This is a genomic window from Borborobacter xinjiangensis (genome assembly GCF_047739745.1).
In the GTDB taxonomy this organism is placed as follows: Bacteria; Pseudomonadota; Alphaproteobacteria; order Rhizobiales; family Rhizobiaceae; genus Pseudaminobacter.
In genome coordinates this window covers 130,287-155,400 of sequence record NZ_JBLLVA010000004.1, presented here as the reverse complement: position 1 = coordinate 155,400, position 25,114 = coordinate 130,287, and the positions used below count along the sequence as shown (strand labels likewise).

At 62.2% G+C, this 25,114-nt stretch carries 19 protein-coding genes; 10 read left to right on the top strand and 9 right to left on the bottom strand.

All coding sequences use genetic code 11. The features are described 5' to 3' along the window. The first annotated feature begins 6 nt into the window (after nt 1–6). The 8 genes from phnA (at nt 7) to ACLKMW_RS07310 (ending at nt 10,632) form a co-directional block, all read left to right on the top strand. Nucleotides 7–1,263, top strand: a complete 1,257-nt coding sequence (gene phnA, locus ACLKMW_RS07345; RefSeq protein WP_415723753.1) for a phosphonoacetate hydrolase — start codon at nt 7–9, stop codon at nt 1,261–1,263. Nucleotides 1,264–1,277: 14 nt separating this feature from the next. Further along, nucleotides 1,278–2,735, top strand: a complete 1,458-nt coding sequence (phnY, locus tag ACLKMW_RS07340) for a phosphonoacetaldehyde dehydrogenase (protein ID WP_415723751.1) — start codon at nt 1,278–1,280, stop codon at nt 2,733–2,735. Nucleotides 2,736–2,908: 173 nt separating this feature from the next. After that, nucleotides 2,909–3,748 (top strand): EamA family transporter, encoded by an 840-nt coding sequence (locus tag ACLKMW_RS07335; RefSeq protein WP_415723749.1) that lies wholly within the window; start codon nt 2,909–2,911, stop codon nt 3,746–3,748. Nucleotides 3,749–3,935: 187 nt separating this feature from the next. Next, nucleotides 3,936–4,958, top strand: coding sequence for a putative 2-aminoethylphosphonate ABC transporter substrate-binding protein (locus tag ACLKMW_RS07330; protein ID WP_415723748.1), 1,023 nt, complete (start codon nt 3,936–3,938; stop codon nt 4,956–4,958). A gap of 66 nt (nt 4,959–5,024) precedes the next feature. After that, nucleotides 5,025–6,194 carry a putative 2-aminoethylphosphonate ABC transporter ATP-binding protein gene (locus tag ACLKMW_RS07325; RefSeq protein ID WP_415723747.1) on the top strand — a complete coding sequence of 390 codons (1,170 nt, stop codon included), beginning with the start codon at nt 5,025–5,027 and terminating at the stop codon, nt 6,192–6,194. Further along, nucleotides 6,178–8,190, top strand: coding sequence for a putative 2-aminoethylphosphonate ABC transporter permease subunit (locus ACLKMW_RS07320; protein WP_415723746.1), 2,013 nt, complete (start codon nt 6,178–6,180; stop codon nt 8,188–8,190). The genes ACLKMW_RS07325 and ACLKMW_RS07320 overlap by 17 nt, the downstream gene beginning before the upstream one ends. Before the next feature lie 229 nt (nt 8,191–8,419). Continuing rightward, the gene (amaB, locus tag ACLKMW_RS07315) at nt 8,420–9,925 is read left to right on the top strand and encodes an L-piperidine-6-carboxylate dehydrogenase (protein ID WP_415723878.1); all 1,506 of its coding nucleotides are present in this window, start codon (nt 8,420–8,422) and stop codon (nt 9,923–9,925) included. A gap of 158 nt (nt 9,926–10,083) precedes the next feature. Beyond that, complete coding sequence (locus ACLKMW_RS07310) at nt 10,084–10,632, top strand: formaldehyde-activating enzyme (RefSeq protein WP_415723745.1); 549 nt, start codon at nt 10,084–10,086, stop codon at nt 10,630–10,632. Nucleotides 10,633–10,700: 68 nt separating this feature from the next. Here the strand turns inward: ACLKMW_RS07310 and ACLKMW_RS07305 are convergent, their stop codons facing one another. From ACLKMW_RS07305 to ACLKMW_RS07285, 5 genes are read right to left on the bottom strand one after another with little or no spacing between them, the layout of a single operon-like run. Further along, nucleotides 10,701–11,369: a class I SAM-dependent methyltransferase gene (locus ACLKMW_RS07305; RefSeq protein WP_415723744.1), complete on the bottom strand. Its 669-nt coding sequence runs from the start codon at nt 11,367–11,369 to the stop codon at nt 10,701–10,703. A 3-nt stretch (nt 11,370–11,372) separates the two neighbouring features. Then, nucleotides 11,373–12,623, bottom strand: a complete 1,251-nt coding sequence (locus ACLKMW_RS07300) for a BtaA family protein (RefSeq protein WP_415723743.1) — start codon at nt 12,621–12,623, stop codon at nt 11,373–11,375. Between the two features lie 35 nt (nt 12,624–12,658). Beyond that, nucleotides 12,659–13,672: a glycosyltransferase family 4 protein gene (locus tag ACLKMW_RS07295; RefSeq protein WP_415723742.1), complete on the bottom strand. Its 1,014-nt coding sequence runs from the start codon at nt 13,670–13,672 to the stop codon at nt 12,659–12,661. A gap of 6 nt (nt 13,673–13,678) precedes the next feature. Next, entirely contained in the window at nt 13,679–14,515 is an 837-nt protein-coding gene (locus tag ACLKMW_RS07290; protein ID WP_415723741.1) for a UDP-2,3-diacylglucosamine diphosphatase, read from the bottom strand. Between the two features lie 11 nt (nt 14,516–14,526). After that, on the bottom strand, nt 14,527–15,915 hold the full coding sequence (locus ACLKMW_RS07285) for a UDP-glucose dehydrogenase family protein (protein WP_415723740.1): 1,389 nt from the start codon (nt 15,913–15,915) through the stop codon (nt 14,527–14,529). 312 nt (nt 15,916–16,227) lie between these two features. Between ACLKMW_RS07285 and ACLKMW_RS07280 the strand changes: the two genes are divergently transcribed. Beyond that, complete coding sequence (locus ACLKMW_RS07280) at nt 16,228–17,475, top strand: glycosyltransferase family 4 protein (RefSeq protein ID WP_415723739.1); 1,248 nt, start codon at nt 16,228–16,230, stop codon at nt 17,473–17,475. A 248-nt stretch (nt 17,476–17,723) separates the two neighbouring features. Further along, complete coding sequence (locus ACLKMW_RS07275) at nt 17,724–18,977, top strand: S41 family peptidase (RefSeq protein WP_415723877.1); 1,254 nt, start codon at nt 17,724–17,726, stop codon at nt 18,975–18,977. Nucleotides 18,978–19,024: 47 nt separating this feature from the next. On the opposite strand, the gene groL is transcribed toward ACLKMW_RS07275, so the two are convergent. The 4 genes from groL to ACLKMW_RS07255 all read right to left on the bottom strand — a co-directional run bounded on the left by groL (nt 19,025) and on the right by ACLKMW_RS07255 (nt 25,044). Further along, complete coding sequence (groL, locus tag ACLKMW_RS07270) at nt 19,025–20,653, bottom strand: chaperonin GroEL (protein ID WP_415723738.1); 1,629 nt, start codon at nt 20,651–20,653, stop codon at nt 19,025–19,027. Nucleotides 20,654–20,841: 188 nt separating this feature from the next. Next, entirely contained in the window at nt 20,842–21,942 is a 1,101-nt protein-coding gene (locus tag ACLKMW_RS07265) for an alcohol dehydrogenase family protein (protein WP_415723737.1), read from the bottom strand. A gap of 197 nt (nt 21,943–22,139) precedes the next feature. Then, nucleotides 22,140–23,519: an aspartate aminotransferase family protein gene (locus tag ACLKMW_RS07260; RefSeq protein WP_415723736.1), complete on the bottom strand. Its 1,380-nt coding sequence runs from the start codon at nt 23,517–23,519 to the stop codon at nt 22,140–22,142. Between the two features lie 31 nt (nt 23,520–23,550). After that, the gene (locus ACLKMW_RS07255; RefSeq protein WP_415723735.1) at nt 23,551–25,044 is read right to left on the bottom strand and encodes an NAD-dependent succinate-semialdehyde dehydrogenase; all 1,494 of its coding nucleotides are present in this window, start codon (nt 25,042–25,044) and stop codon (nt 23,551–23,553) included. Between the last annotated feature and the right edge of the window lie 70 nt (nt 25,045–25,114).

The window sequence follows — 25,114 nt, the reverse complement described above, 5'->3', positions numbered from 1 at the left end:
TTTTCGATGAACCAGATGTCTCCGATCAATGTGAGCGCGAATGGCCGCTCTTATGCCTGGCCGCGCGTGCCGGCGATTGCGATTTGCCTCGACGGTTGCGAGCCGGCCTATCTCGACGCGGCGATCGAAGCAGGGTTGATGCCGGCGCTGGTGCGGATCAAGGAAAAGGGCACGGTGCGCATGGCGCACAGCGTCATTCCGAGCTTCACCAATCCCAATAACCTGTCGATCGCCACCGGCCGTCCGCCATCGGTGCATGGCATTTGCGGCAACTATCTCTACGAGCGCGAAACCGGCAAGGAAGTGATGATGAACGATCCGCGCTTCCTGCGCGCGCCGACCGTCTTCAAGGCCTATTACGATGCCGGCGCGCGGGTTGCGGTGGTAACCGCCAAGGACAAGCTGCGGGCGCTTCTCGGCCACGGGCTGGCGTTCGACGAAGGCCGCGCCGTCTGCTTTTCCTCGGAAAAATCCGACAAGTCGACCAAGGCCGAGAACGGCGTCGACAACGCCTCGGCATGGCTCGGCAGGCCGGTGCCGGAGGTCTATTCGGCTGAACTGTCGGAGTTCGTCTTTGCCGCCGGCGTCAAGCTGCTGAAGGAGTTCCGGCCCGACATCATGTACCTGACCACGACCGACTACGTGCAGCACAAATATGCCCCGGGCGTGCCGCAGGCCAACGCCTTTTACGAGATGTTCGACAAATATCTGGCGGAGCTCGACGCGCTGGGGGCGGCCATCGTCATCACCGCCGACCATGGCATGAAGCCCAAGCACAAGGCCGACGGCGCGCCCGACGTGATCTATGTGCAGGACCTGCTCGACCAGTGGCTTGGCAAGGATGCGGCCCGCGTCATCCTACCGATCACCGATCCTTACGTGGTGCATCACGGCGCGCTGGGCTCGTTTGCCACCGCCTATCTGCCGCAAGGCGCCGATCAGGCCGGTATCATGAAACGGCTGGCTGCGATCGACGGCATCGATGTGGTCATCGACAATGCGACGGCCTGCGAGCGCTTCGAACTGCCGAACGACCGCATCGGCGACATCGTGCTGGTGTCGTCGGAGAACAAAACCATCGGCACCAGCGAGCATCGCCACGATCTCGCCGCGCTCAACGAACCGCTGCGCTCGCATGGCGGATTGACCGAGCAGACGGTGCCGTTCATCGTCAACCGCAAGCTGCCCGATTTGCCGAACGCGCCGACGCTGCGCAATTTCGATGCCTTCCACTATGCCGCGATGGCCGCGGCGCTGAACTGACGGAGATGGCGGACATGGTCAAGGTCGAGACGCAGTTTGCGGTGCGCCATGAGCCGATGCGGATTGCCGGGCGCAAGGTGGAAGCCGATGGCGTCGTCAATGTGCACTATCCCTATACCGATGCGGTGATCGGTACCGTGCCGGCCGGGCGCGCCGAACATGCCCGCCAGGCGTTCGAGATCGCGGCAGGCTACACCTCGAAGCTGACGCGCTATGAGCGTCAGCAGATATTGTTCCGCACCGCCGAGGCGCTGGCCGCGCGCAAGGAAGAGATCTCCGACATCATCACCCTGGAACTCGGCATCTCCAAGGCCGACTCGCTCTACGAAGTCGGTCGCGCCTATGACGTGTTCACGCTGGCCGCGCAGATGTGCATCCAGGATGATGGCCAGATATTCTCCTGCGACCTTACCCCCCACGGCAAGGCGCGCAAGATATTCACCACGCGCGAGCCGCTGAAGGCGATTTCGGCGATCACGCCTTTCAATCACCCGCTCAACATGGTGGCGCACAAGGTGGCGCCGGCGATCGCCACCAACAATTGCGTGGTGGTCAAACCGACCGAACTGACGCCAATGACGGGGCTGGTGCTGGCCGACATTCTCTACGAGGCCGGCCTGCCGCCGCAGATGCTGTCGGTGGTCACCGGCATGCCTGCCGACATCGGCGCGGAGATGATCACCAATCCGAACATCGAGCTCATCACCTTCACCGGCGGTGTCCCGGTGGGCAAGCTGATTGCCAATACCGCCGGCTACAGGCGCCAGGTGCTCGAACTCGGCGGCAACGACCCGCTGATCATCCTGAACGACCTCTCCGACCACGACCTCGCCAAGGCGGCAGATCTGGCGGTTGCCGGCGCCACCAAGAACTCCGGCCAGCGCTGCACCGCCGTCAAGCGCATACTGTGCCAGGGAAGCGTCGCCGACCGGTTCGTCCCGCTGGTGCTGGAACGGGCAAGGAAAATACGCTTCGGCGATCCGATGGATCGTGCAACCGATCTTGGCACGGTGGTCCATGAAAAAGCTGCGGCCCTGTTCGAGAACCGGGTGAACATGGCTGCCGAACAGGGCGCGGAAGTGCTCTACAATCCTGGCCGCAAGGGCGCGCTGCTGCCGCCGATTGTCGTCGACCGCGTGCCGCACGCTTCCGAACTGGTGATGGAGGAAACGTTCGGACCGGTGATCCCGATCATCCGGGCGCCCGAGGATGACGACGCGCTGATCGCGCTGTCGAATTCGACGGCCTTCGGCCTTTCTTCGGGTGTGTGCACCAATGATTTCCGTCGCATGCAGAAGTACATTGCCGGCCTGCAGGTCGGAACGGTCAACATCTGGGAAGTCCCCGGATACCGCATCGAGATGTCACCTTTCGGCGGCATCAAGGATTCCGGCAACGGCTACAAGGAAGGCGTCATTGAGGCGATGAAGAGCTACACCAACGTCAAGACATTCTCGCTGCCCTGGGCCTGACCCCCGGGACGTGTCGATACGGAAAAATTGGAGGTTTCCCGGATAGGGCGCACTGCATCGGTAAAGTCGTGGAAGAGGGGGCGTTCGGCGCTCCCTCCTTCGCGTTTGAGGGGGGACGAATGACTGCTGCTGGAACAACCACGTATCCATCATTGATGGAAGATTGAGCGCGCATGTCGGGTTTCGCGCTTGCGCTCGTCCTGTCGGCGGCCTGCCTCCATGCGTTCTGGAATGCTCTCGTCAAGGCGGTTTCGGATCGCGCCGTGGTGCTGGCGGCGGTGTCTTCCGTGCATGCCTTTCTGGGGCTGGCACTGGTTCTTGCCACGCCGCTTCCGGCCGTCGAAAGCTGGGTCTATATCTTCGCCTCCACTGTCATCCACTACGGCTATTATGTTTTCCTGTTCCAGTCCTACCGTCTGGGCGACCTCAGCCAGGTCTATCCGATTTCGCGTGGAGTGGCGCCGGCGCTGGTGGCGCTTGGCGCTTTCCTGGCGGTCGGCGAGACGCTGCCGGTCGGATCGCTGATCGGTCTGGCGGCGGTCTCGTTCGGCATCGGCCTGCTAGCCTTCCAGCGCGGCGCGGCGAACGCCAATCCGAAGGCGGTGGCGGCGGCTCTGGTCACCGGCCTGCTGATTGCCGGCTATTCCGTGGTCGACGGCATCGGCGTGAGGCTCTCGGGCAATCCATTCGGCTATATGGGCTGGCTGTTCCTGCTCGAACTGCCGGTCGTTCTGTTCGTCCTGTTGCGCAGGCGCGGCAGCGTCCATCATTTCAACTGGCGAACGTTCGCCATCGGGCTCATTGGCGGCCTCTGTGCCGTTACAGCCTATGGCCTGGTCATCTATGCAAAAACCATCGCGCCGCTGGGTGCCGTATCGGCGGTGCGTGAATCGAGCGTCATCATCGCGGCGCTGATCGGGCTCGTGGTTTTCGGCGAGCGGCCGTGGCCGACCCGTCTCTTGTCGGCGGGAGTGGTGGCGGGCGGGGTCATTACATTGGCGTTTTCCGCCTGAACTGCCATCAGTCTGTTATCGACGGCTCTTACCGCACCATAAGATAAATAGATTTTACTTATCGATACGTGTTTCGCACTATCTTTGGCGGAAGGGTGTCCGGTGGGATGAGGCATGTCTCGGCACCGGCAGCAAATACTTCCCAAAAAGAAATGCGCACAGCAGACCTCCAATGGGAACCAAGTCCATGAAAAAGCAAACATTTCTGGTAATCGCCGCTCTTTCCACAGCGCTGGCGTCTTCGGCGGCATTCGCCGATACGGAACTTACGGTCTACACTGCTGTCGAGGCCGTAGACCTTGAGCGTTATGCGCAAACATTCAATACCGATCATCCCGACATCAAGATCAACTGGGTTCGCGATTCCACCGGCGTGATGACGGCCAAGCTTTTGGCGGAAAAGGACAATCCGCAGGCGGATGTGGTGTGGGGCGTGGCTGCGACCTCGCTCCTGCTGCTGAAGGGCGAGGGCATGCTCGAGCCCTATGCGCCGGCAGGGGTTGAAAAACTCGATCCGAAATTCGTCGACAAGGCCGCGCCGCCATCTTGGGTCGGCATGGATGCCTATGTGGCCGCCCTTTGCTTCAATACGGTCGAGGCTGAAAAACTCGGGCTGGCCGCACCCAAGAGCTGGAAGGATCTGACCAAGCCGGAATATAAGGGGCACGTGGTGATGCCGAACCCGGCTTCGTCCGGCACCGGCTTCCTTGACGTTTCGGCCTGGCTGCAGATGTTCGGCGAAGAAGGCGCATGGTCCTTCATGGACGCGCTACACGAGAACATTTCGAGCTACACCCACTCCGGGTCGAAGCCTTGCAAGATGGCTGGCGCGGGCGAAACGGTCATCGGCGTTTCCTTCGAGTTTCCGGGAGCCAAGGCAAAGCAGGCGGGCGCCCCGATCGACATCATCTTCCCGGAAGAGGGCTCGGGCTGGGAGGCCGAAGCCACCGCCATCATCGCTGGCACGCCCAATCTCGAAGCCGCCAAGACGCTGGTGGACTGGTCAATCAGCCAGAAGGCCAACGAGATGTACAATGTCGGCTATGCGGTGGTCGCCATGCCGGGCGTCGCCAAGCAGGTCGAACATCTGCCGGCCGACGTCGCCAGCCACATGATTGAAAACGACTTCGAGTGGGCGGCCAACAACCGCAACGCCATCCTGGAGAAATGGCAATCGCGCTACAACTCCAAGTCGGAACCGAAGAGCTGACCCGACAAGCGAGCGGGCGCTGCCTCAGGGTGGCGCCCATTGCGCAACGCCAGTCGGATGGTCAAGATGAGACATGAAACACTCGCCGGCTCGTCGGCCGCGCCGACAGAGGTGCGTCACATGCCAGTCGCCAGCAAGCCGGCCTATCTGCAGATCGCAAATCTCTGGAAGTCGTTCGGTGAGTTTCAGGCGCTGCGGGACATCTCGCTCGATATCGACGAAGGCGAGTTCATCTGCTTCCTCGGCCCGTCGGGTTGCGGCAAGACCACGCTGCTTCGAGCAATCGCCGGTCTGGATTTGCAGACGCGTGGCGCGATCCATCAAGGGGGCAGAGACATCTCCACCTTGCCGCCCTCCAAGCGCGACTACGGCATCGTCTTCCAGTCCTACGCGCTGTTTCCCAATCTGACCATCGAAAAGAACGTCGCTTTCGGCCTCGAGAACACGAAGCGCCCGCGCGCCGAAATCCAGGCCCGCGTCGAGGAATTGCTCACGCTGGTGGGGCTGTCCGACCAGGCCAGGAAATATCCGGCGCAGCTTTCCGGCGGCCAGCAACAGCGCATTGCGCTGGCCCGCGCCATCGCCATTTCGCCCGGCCTGCTGCTGCTCGACGAGCCGCTATCGGCGCTCGATGCCAAGGTGCGCGTGCATCTTCGCCACGAAATCAAGGAATTGCAGCGCAAGCTCGGGGTCACCACCATCATGGTCACCCATGATCAGGAAGAAGCGCTGTCGATGGCCGACCGCATTGTGGTCATGAACCAAGGCGTGATCGAGCAGGTCGGCACGCCGAGCGAAATCTACCGCAATCCGAAAACGCTGTTCGTGGCCGATTTCATCGGCGAGACCAACAAGCTCGGCGCTCGCGCCACATGCGCGGACGGCGTTGCTCTTGGCGATGTCGAACTGCGCTGCGCGGCGCATGCATTCACCAGAGGCGATGGCGTCATAGCGGCGATCCGCCCGGAAGACGTGACCCCGCATGCGCCCGGCTCGAGGCCGGATGGGGCAAGCAATTTCCTCGACGTGCTGATCGGAGAGATGGAATTCCTGGGCTCTTTCTGGCGAACCCGATTGCACGGCGAAAGGCTTGGAGACGAAATCCTGATCGCCGACTTTTCGGTCAATGCCGTACGGCGCCTGGCGCTTGCCAAGGGCGGCGCGTTGACCGTCGAACTGCCGGCCGACCGGCTGCTGGCGTTTTCGCCGGAGACGCGTCATGACCGCGGCTGCTGAGGGGCTGGCGCCGTCTGGCCGCATGCTGCGGCGCGGGCTCGACAAGGACGACCTCATCAAGCGCGGCTTGATGGTCGTCATCGCGCTCTACCTTGTGCTGTCGCTTGCCGCGCCGCTTTATGTGATGCTGTCGAAGTCGCTTTCGACCTACAGTTTCGATCTGACCGCCTTCGAGTTCCAGGTCAGCGACCCGCAGGGCAATTTCGGCGAGCCGGTATCGGCGGCGGCGCTGAACGAGAAACTGTCGGCCGTATCGCCCGAGAAGCTCGCAACCAATGCCGATGGCAGGCTGCCGGCCACCAGTTTCTTTCCGGAATTCAGCTTTCGCAGCCCCGTCAAATACCGGGTCCGCGGAACGGACGAGAACGCCTCCTATCTGATCGGCACGGCGCCTCATGCCGGCACAGAGTGGCAGGAACTCGATTCCAACACTTTCCGCCGGGTCATGCTGCGGCCGAGCCGAACCATCGGTTTCGAGAACTATGTCACCTATTTCTCAACTCCGGCCTTGTTCCGCTCGATCCAGAATTCGTTCTTCATCGCCATTGTCAGCACGATTGTCACCGTCGCCATCGCCTTCGGCTTCGCCTATGCGCTCAACCGAAGCAAGATGCGCTTCAAGAGCGCTTTCCGGCTGATCGCGATGGCCCCCATCCTGGTGCCGTCGCTTCTGCCTGGCATCGCTCTGATCTATCTTTTCGGCAATCAGGGTCTGCTCAGGGACTTGCTGCTCGGCGTGTCGATCTACGGCCCGCTCGGCATTGTCATCGGTTCGGTGTTCTTCACCTTTCCGCATGCACTCATCATCATCTCGACGGCGCTGGCGATCTCTGATCAGCGCCATTACGAGGCGGCCGCCTCGCTGCGCGCCAGCAAGTGGCGCACCTTCCGGGTCGTCACCGTGCCAGGGGCCCGCTATGGCCTGATTTCGGCGGCCTTCGTTGTGTTCACTTTGGTCATCACAGACTTCGGCTTGCCCAAGGTCATTGGCGGCCAGTTCAACGTGCTGGCGGTCGATATCTACAAGCAGGTGATCGGGCAGCAGAATTTCGAAATGGGCGCGGTGGTTTCGGTCATCCTGCTCATTCCCGCGCTCGCAGCCTTCGTCGTCGACCGTATGGTGCAGCGCAAGCAGGTTGCGTTGCTGTCGGCACGTTCAGTTCCTTACGAGCCCAGGCCCAACCGTCGCTTCGACCTGATGTGCCTTGCCTATTGCAGCCTGGTCGCGATCTTCATTCTGGGCATCGTCGGCATCTGCCAATATGCCGCGCTGGTGAAGTTCTGGCCCTACGATCTCAGCCTCAGCCTGAGGAACTTCGCCTTCAATCGCATGGATGGCGGCGGCTGGTCTTCGTACTACAACTCGATCAAGCTGGCTGCGCTCACGGCGTTTTTCGGAACGATCATCGTCTTCATCGGTGCTTATATGGTGGAGAAGACCGATGATTTCAGGCTTGGAAGGTCGGCGTTTCAGTTCCTTGCCATGCTGCCGATGGCGGTGCCGGGAATGGTGCTCGGCCTCGCCTATATCTTCTTTTTCAACAACCCGGCCAATCCGTTGCATGCAATCTACGGCACGATGGCGATTTTGGTGGTCTGCACGGTCACGCATTTTTACACCGTCGGCCATCTGACCGCCCTGACGGCGCTGAAGCAGATCGACCGCGAGTTCGAACCGGTCGCGGCTTCGCTGAAGCAGCCGTTCCACCGGCTGTTTACCAAGGTGACCGTGCCGGTCTGCCTGCCGGCGATCCTCGATATCTCGATCTATCTGTTCGTCAACGCGATGACGACGGTTTCGGCCGTGGTGTTTCTCTACTCGCCCGATACGAACCTTGCCGCCGTCGCGGTGCTGAACATGGACGATGCCGGGGACATCGCGCCCGCAGCCGCCATGGGCATGATGATCTTCTATACCAATGCGCTTGCCCGTATCCTCCACATGGCGCTGTCGCGCGGTCTTCTCAACCGCACACAGTCCTGGCGTGCGCGCTAGCGCATGAAGATTGCTGGCGATGGTTGGTCGCCGGCCGATTGCATGCCTGCGTTCCGGCAACTACATCACCAGCATCCGACAGTTTGAAGGAAAAGGCCTTCGCAACGGGCGCAGCCCGCATGCATGTTGACGCTGTCGCTTCTCCGGGCGATTTCGTGCTAATCCGGGATGCGTCAGGTGAGCGGGCCCTGCGTGAATTTGGTCCGAAAGCTTAAGAAGGAATGAGATGATGGACATCAAGCAGGAGACGGCGGAGCTTCTGGCAAGGCTCGGCGTGAATGTCGACCAGGGTGGCGACCTGGCGGTCCACAGCCCTGTCACCGGCGAGAAAATCGCCTCTCTCTCCACGATGTCGCAAGCCGAGGTCTCGAACGCCATCGATGCGGCCGACGAAGCCTTTCGTGCCTGGCGGCTGGTGCCTGCGCCGCGGCGCGGCGAACTCGTTCGCCTGCTTGGCGAGGAATTGCGGGCCGCCAAGGAAGATCTCGGCCGCCTGGTCTCGATCGAGGTCGGCAAAATCCCTTCGGAGGGGCTGGGTGAAGTCCAGGAGATGATCGACATCTGCGATTTCGCCGTGGGCCTCTCGCGCCAGCTCTACGGGCTCACCATCGCCACCGAACGGCCCGGCCATCGCATGATGGAAACCTGGCATCCGCTCGGCGTGGTCGGCGTCATTTCGGCCTTCAATTTTCCGGTCGCGGTCTGGTCGTGGAACGCGGCGCTTGCCTTTGTCTGCGGTGACACCGTTGTGTGGAAGCCGTCCGAGAAGACGCCGCTCACTGCGCTCGCCTGCAAGGCAATCTTCACGCGGGCGGTCAAGCGGTTCGGAGACGCGCCGAAGGGCCTGCTGCAGGTGCTGATCGGCGACCGCTCGATCGGTGAGGTGATGGTGGATCACCCTAAGGTCGCGCTGGTCTCCGCCACGGGCTCGACGCGGATGGGCCGCGAGGTCGGCCCACGTCTCGCCAAGCGCTTCGCGCGGGCCATCCTTGAACTTGGCGGTAACAACGCCGGTATCGTCTGCCCCACGGCTGACCTCGACATGGCGTTGCGCGCCATCGCCTTCGGCGCGATGGGCACGGCCGGCCAGCGCTGCACCACGCTGCGCCGTCTTTTCGTTCATGAGAGCGTCTATGATGCGCTCGTGCCTCACCTGAAGAAGGCCTATGAAAGCGTGTCCGTCGGCAGTCCGCTCGAAACCAGCGCGCTCGTCGGCCCGCTGATCGACAAGGCGGCTTTCGACAACATGCAGAAGGCGCTGAGAGATGCCGAGGCCCATGGCGGCAAGACGACGGGTGGTGAGCGCGTCGAGAACGGGCACGCCGACGCCTACTATGTCCGTCCGGCGCTTGTGGAAATGCCGGCCCAGGCTGGCCCGGTGACGGAGGAGACTTTCGCCCCGATCCTCTATGTCATGAAATACAGCGATTTCGACCGGGCGCTCGAACTGCACAACGCCGTCGGTGCCGGCCTGTCGTCTTCCATCTTCACCCGCGACCTCCAGGAATCGGAGCGTTTCCTTGGCGCGGACGGATCGGACTGCGGCATCGCCAACGTCAATATAGGCACCTCCGGCGCCGAGATTGGAGGCGCATTCGGCGGTGAGAAGGAAACCGGCGGCGGCCGCGAATCCGGTTCCGACGCGTGGAAGGCCTATATGCGCCGCGCCACCAACACGGTGAACTACTCCAAGGCGCTGCCGCTCGCCCAGGGCGTCTCCTTCGACATCGAATGAGGGCATGGGCGCGACAGCGCGCCTATGCCGCAGTCGATTGCAGGAGGCTAAGTTGGTAGCTTCCTGTCGCGTATCGATTCATTTGGAGATACGCTGATCGTTTAGCGGCGCAGGGTCTGCCGCCATCACCCCCAAATTTCCCGTAAGGAGGAGTTCGAATGAGCAATCGTATCGTTATGCGCACCGGAGAGGCACTTGCTGCAGGCGGCCCTCCCGGAACCGCGGCTGAGCCGGAAGTGGTGATCGGCGAACTCGACGGCCCGGTTGGCACCGCGCTGGCTACGCTGACCGGCGATCAGGTGGCCGGACATACGCGCGTCTTTGCGCTTCTCAACACCGACATCATGGTGCGCCCGGTCACGCTGTGTGTGTCGAAGGTGACGGTAAAGAACTCACGTTATACCAACATCCTGATGGGCACAGTGCAGTTCGCCATCGCCAACGGCGTTCTCGATGCCGTGCGCGCCGGTTTCATCCCGAAGGAAAAGGCGAACGATCTCGGCATCATCTGCTCTGTGTGGTTGGCTCCGAGCGTCATCGACGCCGAAAATCTCGACCACAAGATCCTGTTCGACCTGCACCGCAAGGGAACCACGGAAGCCATCCGCAAGGCCATGACGAACGAACCGTCGATCGACTGGCTGCTGGAGAACCAGGACAAGATCATGCACAAGTACCACCAGATGGGGCTTGACGGTAAGATCTGAGCTTGATCTTCAAGAAACCCGGCCGGGCATTTCTCGCATCGGCCGGGGAAACTTTGCTGCCGAACCGTTCAATGCCCTCCACCTGAAGGGCGACGAATGATCGAAATCCATGCGAAGCCGCGATAGAGCCGCTTTGTCTCCGTTACGGCGTCCAGACTGCGAGCAATCTCGGCGCTGATTTCGAACAGATTTGTGCGCGGCGTCACATGATACCAGCCGAGCCATGTGTAAAGCGCCGTCTTGAACCAGTTCGGAAGCTCGCGCTGGTCGCCGAAATCGACGATGTGGAGTTCTCCACCCGGTGCCAGATGCGTGACGGCATTACGCATCACAGCCTGCCATCCGGGGATCATCGACACCGCGTAGGAAATGAATATCCGGTCGAATGTGCAGTGGCCGAAGACCTTCATGGGATCGAAGCGGGACGCGTCCGCATAGGCGAGGCGGATTTGCCTTTGAAGCCCGGCGGCCGCCACGGATTTTCCGGCGGTCGCCAGCATCTCCTGCGAAATGTCGACGCCGTAGAACGTGGCTTGCGGAAACAGTTTCGCCGCTTTGACCAGATTGCGTCCGGTTCCGCAGCCGATCTCAAGTACGCTGCCGCCGTCGGGGGGCGTAAGCGCGGCAATCATCGGATCGCGACCAAGAAGATAGTATCGGCGCGTGGCGTCGTAGACATGGCGCTGATGCCGATAGACGCGGTCCATCAAGCCGCCGTGATCGAGCTGCGTTTCCATCGGCTAGCTTCCCTTCAGCACATGCAGGTGGAAGCCGCCATAGATCGACGACCGGTCACGGGCATGAAGCGCTTTCGATTCTGCTTCGCGGTATTCCCAGCGCTGCAGGACTGCGTTGTCGACGCGGCCGGGCAGGAGATTTTCCGACGCCGCCGTGCGGAAGATGACGCGCGCGCCCGGAGCCGCCGTCCGGGTGATTTCGCGCCAGAGTTCGCACAATTGCCGGTCCGTCATCCAGTCCTGCGCATCGAGCAGAACAAAGCCGTCGACCGAGCCGTCGGGCTTGGCTGCGAGGAACTCCGTATAGGATGCGTTGATCACGCTCACCCGGTCGACGCGGGCGCGAACAACCGGAAAATTCGCGCGCGAGAGATAGGGTGGCAGCGGCCCCGTCTCGGCAGGGCTGTAGCCTCGGCCGAACGCCTGCCAGGCAAAATAGTTTTCCGAAAGCGGGAAGCCGCAGGCAAGCCGCTCGAGGCGCGTGCGCAGAATTGCGGCCATGCCGGCGCTGCCGGCGGTCGCCAGCGCATCATATTGCTGTGGGGGGATTCCAAGGCCGAACAGCGAGGATTTGCGCGAAGTCGCCCAGCGCACCAAACGCTTTTCGAACAGCGGCGCGATTGCCGCGTCGAAAAAACGGCGCTGTTCGTCAAGTGTTTCGGCCTTGAGCAGATCGCGCGGGTCGATGCCGTACAAGCGCGCGACGCGATGTCCCCAGCCGATGAAGAAGCCGAGTAGCCCGTGCCGGTAAAGGGCCCGCGAAAAGATCGAAATCCGCTGCCGGCCCGAAACCGTCCGCTTTTCCCAATAGGTGCGGCTTTCGGCATCCAGATGCGGTCGGATGAAGCGCCTGTAGGCCTCGATATTCTCCTTGTCATCGGCCTTGCCGTAAAAACGATAGAAGGCTTCGTACGCGGGAAGATTGGCGACTGCCGCCAGTTTGAGCCGGTTGAAGGCGACATGCGCTGTGTTGAGATCGACCGCCTCGACGCTGGCCGGATCGGCGATGAGATAGGACAATGCGTTGCAGCCGCCGGATGCGATGGTGACGATGCGGTCACCGGGCCTGATCTTCAACGCGGCCATGTCGACATCGGGGTCCTCCCATATTTGCGGGTAGACCAATCCCTTGAAGACTTGGGCAAAAATTCGCTCTGACAGTCCGGCCCCGGAAAGCAACGGGTTCTGGCGAACGGCGCGATTGAGCCGAGCACTGCTTGCGGCAGGTTTGCGGAGCGTTATGACGCCTGACATCGAGAGCCGATCTCCTGTTAAAACGGGCATAAATCTCAAGCAGCCGCTTTCGGTGCGGCCGGCCTGAGATGTCCGAGAAACTGCGATGCGCATTCGGCCCAGCTATAGGTAAGCGCCTTCGCTCGGGCCGCATCGCGCGGCACGTCAAGGGCAGCGAGTGCCGCCTGCCGCAGATCGTTCGACAGCACGCCGCCGCCGCTCTCGCCGACAATGTCGAGCGGACCGGTCACCGGATAGGCTGCGACCGGACATCCGCTGGCGAGAGCCTCGAGCAGCACGTTGCCGAAAGTGTCGGTGCGGCTGGGAAAGACGAACACATCGCTCGATGCGTAAATTCGAGCGAGTTCTTCTCCCACGCAGGTTCCGAGGAAATGCACGTCGGGGTAGCGCGCCTTCAGCCTGGCCAGATCCGGTCCATCGCCGACCACTATCTTGCTGCCGGGCAAGTCCAGATCAAGAAATGCCGGCAGGTTCTTTTCGATCGCCACCCTGCCGACAGAAAGGAATATCGGACTCGGCAGTCCAATGCCGTTCTTTCGCGCCGGATTGAAAAGATCGGTATCCACGCCGCGCGTCCATGGCCTGAGGTTGGTGAAACCCTTTGCGGCCAGTTCCGTGCCGAGCGAGGGCGTTGCCACCAGCGTGCCCTGGCCGGCATTGTGGAAACGGCGCATCCAACGGTAGCTCCAGCTTTCCGGCACTGCGGTCCGGGCGCTAAGGAATTCGGGAAACCGTGTGTGATAACTCGTCGTGAATGCGCGTCCGCCGGCAAGGCAGGCGCGCCGCGCCAGTAAGCCGAGTGGTCCTTCGGTCGCGATATGGATGCTGTCGGGTGCTGCAGCCTCGATCCGCCGCGCGATCTCCCGCGTCGAGGCGAGCGCAAGCCTGATCTCAGGATAGGAGGGCAGCGGCAGGGTGGGATAGCCTTCCGGCGTCAGGAACTCTACCTCGACGCCGCGCTCTCGCAGCGCCTCGCTGAGTTTCTCGAGCGTCCGCACCACTCCGTTGACTTGCGGGCGCCAGGCGTCGCTGACGATAAGTACGCGCATCGCCACTCACGCCGCGCGGCGCCGCCAGGGCGAAACGGCGAGCGACCTCTGCTCATTGAGCAGCCGGCTCAGCGCGGCCCACCGTATGATCTCCATCCGCCCGTCGTCATGCTCGACGACAGCCGTGCAGCTTTCGACCCAGTCGCCGGTGTTGATATAGGTGAAGCCGTCGAAATCGCGCATGGTGGCGCTGTGGATGTGGCCGCAGATCACGCCGTCGACGTCATGCCGCCGGGCTTCCGAGGCCAGCGTTTCCTCGAATTTGCCGATGAAGTTGACGGCGTTCTTGACCTTCAGCTTGGCCCAGGCCGACAGCGACCAATAGGTGAAGCCGAGCTTGCGCCGGACGAAATTGACACGGGTGCTGAGCCTAAGCGCGATTTCATAGGCCCAATCGCCGCAATAGGCCAGCCATCGCGCATGGCGTACGACCACGTCGAATATGTCGCCATGAATGACAAGGTACCGCTTGCCATCGGCCGCCTCGTGCAGCGCGGTCTCGCGCACCTCGATGCCGCCGAAATGCGACCCGTAGAATTCCCGCAGGAATTCATCGTGATTGCCGGGGATATAGATGATCTTCGTGCCCTTGCGGGCTTTGCGAAGCAATTTCTGGACGACGTCGTTGTGGCTTTGCGGCCAGTACCAGCCTGAGCGCAGCCGCCAGCCATCGACGATGTCGCCGACCAGATAGATCGTCTCGGCATCGTGATGTTTGAGGAATTCAAGCAGAGCCTCGACCTGATTGCCACGCATGCCCAGATGGATGTCCGAGATGAACAGGGTGCGATACCGCCGGACATCGGCGTTGTCGGTCGAATCGTCGTTTGCAGCGTTTGTCATGCCGGGCATTTTCAATTGCTTTCCATGACAGGCGAGTGACGCAAGGCGTGCAAAACGGGCGAGTGCGGGCGTATCGTGGTCTTGATCTGCGTGTCTGGCGCCACCCCGATCGAGGTCAGCGCAAAGCCGTGCTTCCGAACCTCGGCCGGATCGAAGGCATGGCGAAAATCGATCAGCGTGGGTTTTCGCACGACACGCGACAACCGCTCGAGATCGAGCGATTTCAGGCACGCCCAATCGGTCATCAGCACGACGCCGTCGGCGCCGGACGCGCATTCATAGGCATCGTCGAAGAATTCGACATCATCCAGCAGGGCGCGCGCATTCTCCATGCCCTGCGGGTCATGAGCGCGTATCTTCAGGCCGGCACGCTGCAATGCCTCGATCAGCGGGATCGATGGCGCCTCGCGCATGTCGTCGGTTTCCGGCTTGAACGTCAGCCCCAAAATGGCGACGCTGCGGCCGTCCGCGTCCCCACCCAACGCATCGATGACTTTTAGGGCCATTCGCCGCTTCCTGGCGTCGTTCGCAACGATCGATTCCTGGATGATCCGCAGCGGCACGCCATGGTCCTGCGATGTGCGCAGCAAGGCGAGCGTATCCTTGGGAAAGCAGGAGCCACCATATCCCGGCCCGGCATTGAGGCAGCCGGCGCCGATGCGGTGGTCGAGGCCCATGCCGAGCGCCACCTCGCGCACATCGGCGCCGACGCTCTCGCAAAGGTCGGCCATTTCGTTGATGTAGGAGATCTTGACCGCCAGAAAGGCGTTGGCGGCATATTTGATGAGTTCAGCGGTACGCCGCCGTGTCGTTACGATCGGCACGCCAACACGCCGCAGCGGCTCATATACGGCCTGCAGAAGCTCCTGCGCTCTCCTGTCATCGGCGCCAAGGACGACCCGATCCGGTTTCTGGAAGTCGGCCACCGCACAACCTTCGCGCAGGAATTCCGGGTTTGAGGCAACGGCAAATCTGGCGTCGGGCCGAGCGCGACCAATGATCCGCTCGATCTCGTCGCCGGTTCCGACCGGCACCGTCGATTTGGTCACGACCACCGTGAGGCCGGTGATGGAAGCTGCGATTTCTTTCGCAGCGGCGTAGACGAAGGCAAGATCAGCCTCGCCGTCGCGCAGCCGCGGCGGCGTTCCCACCGCAATCATGACGATGTCGGCGGCCGCCACCGCAGTGGCGGTATCGGTCGTGAAGGACAGATTTCCTGTCTCGACGGCGCCCGCGATCAGTTGGTCCAGCCCGGGCTCGTAGATCGGAAGCCTGCCCAGCCTGAGCGCGGCGATCTTTCCCGTATCCTTGTCGACGCCTACGGCCTCATGTCCCCAGGTCGCGAAACAAGCCGCCGAAACGAGCCCGACATAGCCGATGCCGATGATTGCGATCTTCACGACGACCCCTCCCGTAGCGAGAAGGCCGATACCACGAAGGCGCGGCCTTGATTCCTGATGGTGTCGAGCCTGCCTAAGCCTCCAGTTTGACGCCTGTATTACACTGCCGATCACCAGCGATATCCGGCCCCTGCATTCCGCAATGCCGCGACCGCCTACGCCTCAGGTGGTAAGGCCTCCCCTAAAGACAGACCTAGGCGCCAATGCCGGTCAATTGACGCCGGTGCGGCCTTGCGGAACATTTGGTTTCTCAAAAACCTGCGCTGTCCTGCCAGCGGCCGGATCGGCGTCACAGATTCGGCGGTTCCCGGTTTGCGTATTCTTGTCTATCCGCACGACCTCACGATTGGCGGCAGCCAGATCAATGCGATCGATCTTGCGGCCGGTGTCGCCGAGGCCGGGCATGAGGTCGCGGTCTATGGGATACCGGGTCCGCTGGTTTCCTACATTGAAGAGCGCGGCCTGCGGTTCATCCCGGCGCGGAAGCTCAAATATCGGCCGGCTCCCTCTCGCATCGCGCAACTGGCCTCCATAGCCGTGCGTGACAGGCTCGACCTCATCCATGCCTATGAATGGCCGCCCTGCCTCGATGCCTATTACGGCGCTGGCCTGTTCGCCCGTGTGCCAGTCTTGTGCACCGTCCTTGGCATGACGGTGATGCCCATGGTCCCACGCTCGGTGCCACTTATCATGGGGACCGCGGAGCTTGGCGTTCAGGCCCGAGAACTCCAAAGCGGGCCGGTATGGGTGATCGAGCCGCCAATCGATACCGACCGCGACAATCCAGGGATCGACGGCTCCGCATTCCGCCGCGCCTGCGGCGTTTCAGATACGGATCTATTGATCGTCACCGTCTCCCGACTCTCGCTCGACCTGAAGATCGATGCGCTGGTTCGCGCTATTGATGCAGTGGAACTCCTGGCGCAGCGTCATCCGCTCAAACTGGTTCTTGTCGGTGATGGTCAGGCCCGTACCGCATTGGCGAACCGCGCCAAGGCCGTCAATGCGCGCTGCGGCCGCGAAGTCGTGCGTCTTCATGGCGAGGAACTGGACCCCAGACCTGCCTATGCGGCGGCCGATCTCGTGCTGGGAATGGGAAGTTCGTCGCTTCGAGCGATGGCCATGGGCCGGCCTGTCATTGTGCAGGGCGAGCACGCCTTTTCAGAAATATTCGAGCCCGCGACCCATGACCTGTTTCTCAACCAGGGCTTCTATGGCATTGCCGATGCTGCGTCCGGTGTGGAGCGTCTTGCGGGGCAGATGGAGAGGCTTCTTTGCGACCCGGAACTGCGCAGGCAAGTCGGCATGTTCGGGCACAAAGTTGTCACCTGCAGGTTCAGCCTCAAGAGAGCGGTTCAGATTCAACTCGAAATCTACGACGAAATGCTGCGACGACCGCTTCGGCGCAGCATGGCGGACGCGCTACGGGCGGCGGCCGGTGCGGTAGCGATCGAAATCGGAAACCATGATCCGCGTATAAAGCGGCAGCGCAGAGCGTGGGCCGAAAACACGCTGCTGGCCGCTCAGGCAGGTGTATGGCCGCCCACGGATACGCTCTGAACAGAGCTCACCGCCGCCATCACACGGTCTGCAATGTCTTCAGAACAGGCAGTCTTATTGCGCGCCATAGGATGCGGGCGTAGCCCGGCAGCCATGTATTTCAGGCTGCTGCGCTTCTTTCTCGGAACCCAGCGCCTTCGGACGACCCTGCAAGTCTTGTCGCGGCTCACGCAATAGTGTCGATCGCAGGCCTCGATCCTTCCTCTATTGCGTCCATATGATTCCGCAAGGAAAAACGGATGCGGCCCATGCAAGCGAAAATGCCTGGCTTTTTGGCAGTAGCGCTCTTGCTGTTGCTTATCCCTGCGAATGCACTTGCGCTCGATCCGCCTCGGTCAGGCCATCCGGTTTTCGATCGTGCTGTCCAGCTTGTTTTCGACAACTTCCACGACATGTCGGCCCTCGACCGCTTCGGCGCGGCGGTGCGCCAGGAAATAGAGGATGCGGACACGCCGCTGACGAAAAACAGCTCCAACGCCAGGGCGGACGAGGCGATCGACGCAGTGCTTGCCAGTCTGGAGGCGTCTCATACAGGGCGCTTTCAGCGCGACACGATCGATTATTTCGAACTCGCCGACATATTCCGCTTCGCCCTGCGCAACGACATGGAGAGATTGTTTCCGCCGAAGGGTGACGCGAGTTATCCCGGCATCGGCATGATCGCACGCCCGGCCAATGGCGCCCTGTTCGCGAGTGACGTCTATGACGGCTCTCCGGCGGATAAGGCCGGAATTCAAGTCGGCGACGAGATCATCTCGGTGGATGGTGCGCCCTATCACGAAATTGACTCCTTCCAGCGCCAGGTCGGCAAGACGGTCGAGGTGTCGTTACGCCGCCATGTCGGCGAAAAGCCGATCACCGTCAAAGTCGCGGTCGAACAATTGCGGCCGCTTCGGACATTCGAAAAGGCGATCGAAAACAGCCTGGCCGTGTCCGAGCGCTCCGGAAAGCAGATCGGCTATCTGCGGTTCTGGACGCTCTCTTCTCCGAACGGGATGGAGATCGTCAATCGCGCGCTCGCCACCGGCCGACTCAAGGATGCCGATGGACTCATTGTCGACCTGCGTGGCCGCTGGGGTGGTGGTCCGGCTGACGCGGCCGAGCTTTTCGTCGGCGATACGCCGTCCTTCCGGCTGATTTCCCGCGACGGCGAGGACATGCTCGCCAATGTGCGCTGGCGCCGGCCGGTCGTTGCCATCATCGACGAGGGCACGAGAAGCGGCCTCGAACTCTTCGCCTACGCGCTGAAAACAAACGGCATACCGCTGGTGGGAACGCGCACGGCCGGCGCGCTGCTGGCCGGCCGAGCCTATCTTTTGCCGGACGACAGCATTCTCGAACTGGCCGTGTCGGATGCCGTGATAGGTGAGGACGTGCGTTTGGAAGGACGCGGCGTCGAGCCGGATATTCCGGTGACGTTCAGCCTGCCCTATGCGGCAGGCAACGATCAGCAGCGCGATGCCGCCATGCAGGCGATGGAGCGCATCCTCGCGGGCGGGTGATAAGGCCCACCGCCGGCGGAAGGCGCGCTCCAGTTTACTCCCGCGTGTCAGAAGTCCATGCCGCCACCCGGCATCGCCGGTGCGGGAGCTTCCTTCTTCGGCTTCTCGGCAACCATTGCCTCGGTGGTTACCAGCAGTCCGGCTATGGAGGCAGCGTCCTGCAGGGCGGTTCGCACCACTTTGGCTGGGTCGATCACGCCCTCCTCGAAGAGATCGCCGAACTGGTTGGTCTGGGCGTTCCAGCCATGGCCGAAGCTGGTCTTCTCGCGCAGCTTGCCGACAATAATCGAGCCTTCGGCCCCGGCATTCTCGGCGATCTGACGTACCGGCGCCTCGATCGCACGCCGTACGATGGCGATTCCTGTCTTCTGATCGCTGTTCTCGGTCGTCAGATTGTCGAGCGCTTTGACAGCCCGCAGCAGTGCGACGCCGCCGCCCGGCAAAATTCCCTCTTCGACGGCCGCTCGGGTCGCATGCAGGGCATCGTCGACTCGGTCCTTTCGCTCCCGCACCTCGACTTCGGTCGATCCACCGACTCGGATGACGGCAACGCCCCCGGCGAGCTTGGCCAGGCGTTCCTGCAGCTTCTCGCGATCGTAGTCGGAGGTAGTTTCCTCAATCTGAGCCTTGATCTGCGCAACACGGCCCTGGATTTCGTCTTTCGAGCCGGCGCCATCGACGATGGTCGTGGTTTCCTTCTCGACGACCGCCTTCTTGGTGCGGCCGAGCATATCGAGCGTCACGTTCTCGAGCTTGATGCCGAGGTCTTCCGAAATCAGGGTGCCGCCGGTCAGGATGGCGATATCCTCCAGCATCGCCTTGCGGCGATCGCCGAAGCCCGGAGCCTTGACGGCGGCGATCTTCAGGCCACCACGCAGCTTGTTGACGACGAGCGTGGCAAGCGCCTCACCCTCCACATCCTCGGCAATGATCAGCAGCGGCTTGGCCGATTGCACGACCGCCTCCAGTATCGGAAGCATGGCCTGCAGGTTGGAGAGCTTCTTTTCGTGGAGCAGTATGTAGGGCTCGTCCAGTTCGACCCGCATCTTGTCAGGGTTGGTGACGAAGTAGGGCGAGAGATAGCCGCGGTCGAACTGCATGCCTTCGACGACCTCAAGCTCGGTCACCGCGGTCTTGGCTTCCTCGACGGTGATGACGCCTTCATTGCCGACCTTCTCCATGGCCTCTGCCAGGAAGCGGCCGATCTCGGCATCGCCATTGGCCGAGATGGTGCCGACCTGGGCGATTTCGTCGTTCCTCGTGACCTTGCGGGCGTTTCTCTTTAATTCCTCGACGACGGCGTCGACGGCCTTGTCGATGCCGCGCTTCAGGTCCATCGGGTTCATGCCGGCGGCGACCGCCTTTGCTCCCTCCTGAACGATTGCTTGCGCCAGAATGGTCGCGGTCGTGGTGCCGTCGCCGGCCACATCGCTGGTCTTGGACGCAACTTCGCGCACCATCTGCGCGCCCATGTTCTCGAACTTGTCTTCAAGTTCGATTTCCTTGGCGACGGTAACGCCATCCTTGGTGATGCGCGGTGCGCCGAAGGACTTTTCGATGACGACGTTGCGTCCCTTGGGACCGAGCGTGACCTTGACTGCATTGGCAAGAATATCGACACCGCGCAGCATCTTGTCGCGGGCGTCTGAATGGAATTTCACGTCTTTCGCGGCCATTTTTCTGCTCCTTCAGGGGTCATCGACCGGGAAATTATAGCTCGTTTTTCCAAGATGGGCGCAGAAATGATCGGGCGCTTCGAACGCGATGATGCCGCTCGATTGCGGTTGCAACAAGTGTGGCCGATGAACGCCGAAAGCGAATCTCTATGGTGTTCCCGAGGCTTAAGAGTGCCAGTCACAATCGGTCAGGAATTGACGTCTGCCACCCTGTCGGGAACGACCACCAGTTTGCCGACGAAACCCTTGGCCATGAAATCCGTCTGTGCTCGGTGGAAATCGGAAAGCCGGTAGACGCCGCCGACCAAAGGGCGGATTTTCTTTTCCTCGATGTAGCGCACGATGCGACGGAAATCCGCCCGCGTGCCCTGGCTGGAGCCGTGAAGCTGCAATTGCTTCAGATACATGGTGCGCAGATCGAGCTGCACGACCGGTCCGGCGATGGCGCCTGCGGTGGTGTAACGGCCCTCCGGGCGCAGGATGCGCAACAGGTCATTGAACATCGACCCGCCCACAAGGTCGGCGACCACATCGATGGGCTTTCCGCCGGTAGCCTCGGCAGTGGCTTGCGGCAGGTTGGCGGCGCCGCGAGTGATAACCGCCTCGGCGCCGATGTCGCGCAGCGCCTGTTCCTTGCCTTCGCCGACGATAGCGTAGGGGATGGCGCCGCGCGCGCGGGCAAGCTGCACGATGGCGGAGCCGACGCCGCCCGAAGCACCGGTCACCAGCACGCGCTCGCCCGCCTTCAGCGCCGCGCGTTCCAGCATCTGTTCGCCGGTCAGATAGGCGCAGCAGAAGGTGGCAAGTTCGATATCGGTCAGATCGGTATCGACGACATGCGCGTTCTCGGCAGGCAGCGTCTGATACTCGGCATAACCGCCGTCGCGACCATGCCCCATATAGTCGATGTCGGCGAGTGAATCGTCATCGCGGTTGTAGATGGAAAAATCCACCATCACCCGCTCGCCGATGCGCTGCTGCGACACGCCTTCACCGACGGCAACGATGGTGCCCACCGTGTCGGCGCCCTGGATCCGCGGGAAGGTGAGCGTGTTGCCCTGCCGGCGCCAGGTGGAGACGGCGGCGGCATCTTCCTCGGTGCCATAGGCGCCTTGCCGCACCCACACATCGGTGTTGTTCATGCCGCAGGCGGTGACCTTCACCAGCACCTCGCCGGCTGCGGGCGAGGGCACCTTCACATCGGTTCGGTAGACGAGCTTTTCGAGCCCGCCATGGCCGGTGAGCTGCACTGCGGCCATCGTGGCGGGAATGCGGGAGATAGAGGTCATGATTTTCTGCTCTCGATTGTTCCCCCTCACCCGGCCTCCGCTTCGCTCGGCCACCCTCTCCCCGCTGGGGAGAGGAGGTTTGTCAGCGTCTCGGCCAAATCTTCGATGAAGGATTGGCACGGTGTCGAATGCCTCCTCTCCCCCACGGGGAGAGGGTGGCCGAGCGAAGCGGAGGCCGGGTGAGGGTGGGGCTGAATTCAGGTTTTTTCAAACACTCTCTTCACCGCATCCGCGGTCTTCTCGACGATGATATCGGCTTCCTGCCTGGTGAGACAGAGCGGCGGGGCGAAGCCAAGAATGTCGCCCTGCGGCATGGCGCGGCCGATGACGCCGCGCTCCAGCAGCGCTGCCGAAACCTGCGGTCCGATCTTCTGCTCGGGGTCGAAAAAGACGCGGTCGTCCTTGTCGGCGACGAATTCCACCGCAGCCAGCATGCCTTCGCCGCGCACCTCGCCGACATGTTTGTGTCCGCCGAGCGCCTTGGCGAGCTGCGCGTTGAAATAGGCGCCGGTCTCGCCGGCATTCTTCACCAGATCCAGCTCGTCGATCAGTTCGAGATTGGCGACCCCGGCCGCAACGCAGATCGGATGGGCCGAATAGGTCCAGCCATGGCCGATGGGGCCGAGCTTGTCGGAACCTTCCACCAGCACCTTCCACACACTGTCGCCGACGATCACGCCTGACAGCGGCGCATAGGCCGAGGTCAAGCCCTTGGCGATGGTGATGAGGTCCGGCTTGATGCCGTAGTGATCGGAGCCAAACATGGTGCCGAGCCGTCCGAAGCCGGTCACAACCTCATCGGCCACGAGGAGTATGTCGTATTTGGTGAGCACGGCCTGGATTCTGTGCCAGTAGCCGGCCGGCGGCGGCACGATTCCGCCCGTGCCCAGCACCGGCTCGCCGATGAAGGCGGCAATGGTTTCGGGTCCCTGCGCCAGGATCAGCTTTTCGAGCTGGTCGGCGCAATATTGCGAGAACTGCTCTTCTGACATCGAGCGGTCGGCACGACGGTAATAGTAAGGCGCTTCGGTGTGCAGGATCGGCGCACGCGGCAGGTCGAAGGCATTGTGGAAGCCGGCGAGCCCGGTCAGCGAGCCGGTCATGACGCCTGAGCCGTGATAGCCGCGCCAGCGCGAGATGATCTTCTTCTTCTCCGGCCGGCCCAGCACATTGTTGTAGTACCAGATCAGCTTGATATTGGTCTCGTTGGCGTCCGAGCCCGAAAGGCCGAAATATACGCGGCTCATGCCCTTGGGCGCACGATCGATGATCATCTTCGCCAACCGGATCGAAGCTTCGGTGCCATGGCCGACATAGGCATGGTAGTAGGCAAGATTCTTCGCCTGGCTGGCGATGGCGTCGGCGATCTTCTGCCGGCCATAGCCGACATTGACGCAGTAGAGCCCGGCAAAGGCATCGATGCTCTTCTTGCCGGCCGCATCCCAGACGGTGACGCCCTCGCCTCCGGCCATGATGCGGTTCGGCATCTCGCCGCGCGCATGCATGCCCATATGGGTGGACGGGTGGAAGAAATGGTCGCGGTCCCAGGCGGCGAGTTCGTTGGATTGTTCAAGCATTCGTTTCTCCTTTTCGGTTTCGCCGCTTGGCTCACGCCAGGTCGAGGCAGACATATTTGAGCTCGGTGAAGGCCTCGAGGCCGTGGCGCGAACCCTCGCGGCCGAGGCCGGATTGCTTGACGCCGCCGAAGGGGATCGGCGCGCCGGTGATCTTGACCCGGTTTATGGCGACCATGCCATAGTCGAGTGCGCGCGCCATGCGCCGCTGCCGCGCTCCGTTTTCGGTCACCAGATAGGCGACCAGCCCATATTCCGTGGCATTGGCACGAGCAACCACTTCCTCCTCGGTGACGAACGACGTGACCGCCGCAACCGGTCCGAAGGTTTCCTCGCGCATGATCAGCGCATCATCCGGCACGTCTGCCAGCAGCGTCGGCCTGTAGAAAAGCGGCCCGGCGGCATGGCGCCCGCCGCTGCAAAGCAGACGCGCGCCGCGACCGATGGCGTCCTTCACCTGCTCCTCCACTTTTTTAATCGCATGCTCATGCATCAAGGGGCCGATGTCGGCGTCTGGCGTCAACCCGTCCGCAACCTCCAGCGCCTCGATGCGGCGCCCGAAGGCGGCGCAGAACCGATCGTAGAGTTGCTGCTGGACATAGATGCGGTTGGCGGCCAGGCAATCCTGCCCGGAAGTGGCGAATTTGGCGTCGACGGCGATCTGGACCGCCTTTTCGACATCCGCATCATCGAAGACGATGAGCGGTGCGTGGCCGCCCAATTCCATGACGAGACGTTTCATCGTGGCGGCGCATTTGCCGGCGATCAGCCTGCCGATCCCGGTCGAGCCGGTGAAGCTCATGGCGCGCACGCGGGCGTCCTCGCAAAACCGCCCGACGATTGTGTCGGCATCGCCGGTGACAACGTTGAAGACACCCGCCGGAAGGCCGGCGCGCTCGCCAAGCTCAGCCAGCGCCAGCGCCGACAGCGGCGTTTCGGAGGAAGGATGCGCAACGATGGTGCAGCCGGCGGCAAGTGCTGCGGCCGCCTTTCTGGTCAGCATGGCGGACGGGAAATTCCACGGCGTCACAACGCCGACGACGCCGACGGGCTCGCGGCGCACCACCATCTCCGCGCCGCGAAGATGGCTGGTCACGCTCTCGACGTTCAACCGCTTTGCTTCCTCGGCGTACCATTCCACGAAGGAGGCGGCATAATCGATCTCGCCAAGCGATTCCCTCAGCGGCTTGCCCTGTTCCAGTGTCATCAGGAGGGCGAGGTCGTCCTTGGCCGCAATGATCAGTTCGAACCACTTGCGCAGGATTCGGGATCGTTCTTGCGGCAGCATATCTCGCCAGGCAGGAAACGCCCGGGATGCGGCCGAAATGGCTTCCGTCGTCTGCTGGGCATCAAGCGCCGCCACCCAGGCCACCGTGGCGCCGGAAGCCGGATCGGTCACTTCGAAGCTTGCCGCCGCCTCGCTCGCCGTCCAATGGCCGTCGACATAGGCGAGTTCGCGCAGAAGGCGGCGGTCTGCGAGACGGTCAAGCGCGTGATGGCGATGCGAACGAGCGAAATGCGCGGACATTGGCGGGCTCCGTGATATCGCGGCAAGCCTAGCGTCCAGCGCGCGAGAAAGAGCCTCGATTGAGGTGAGA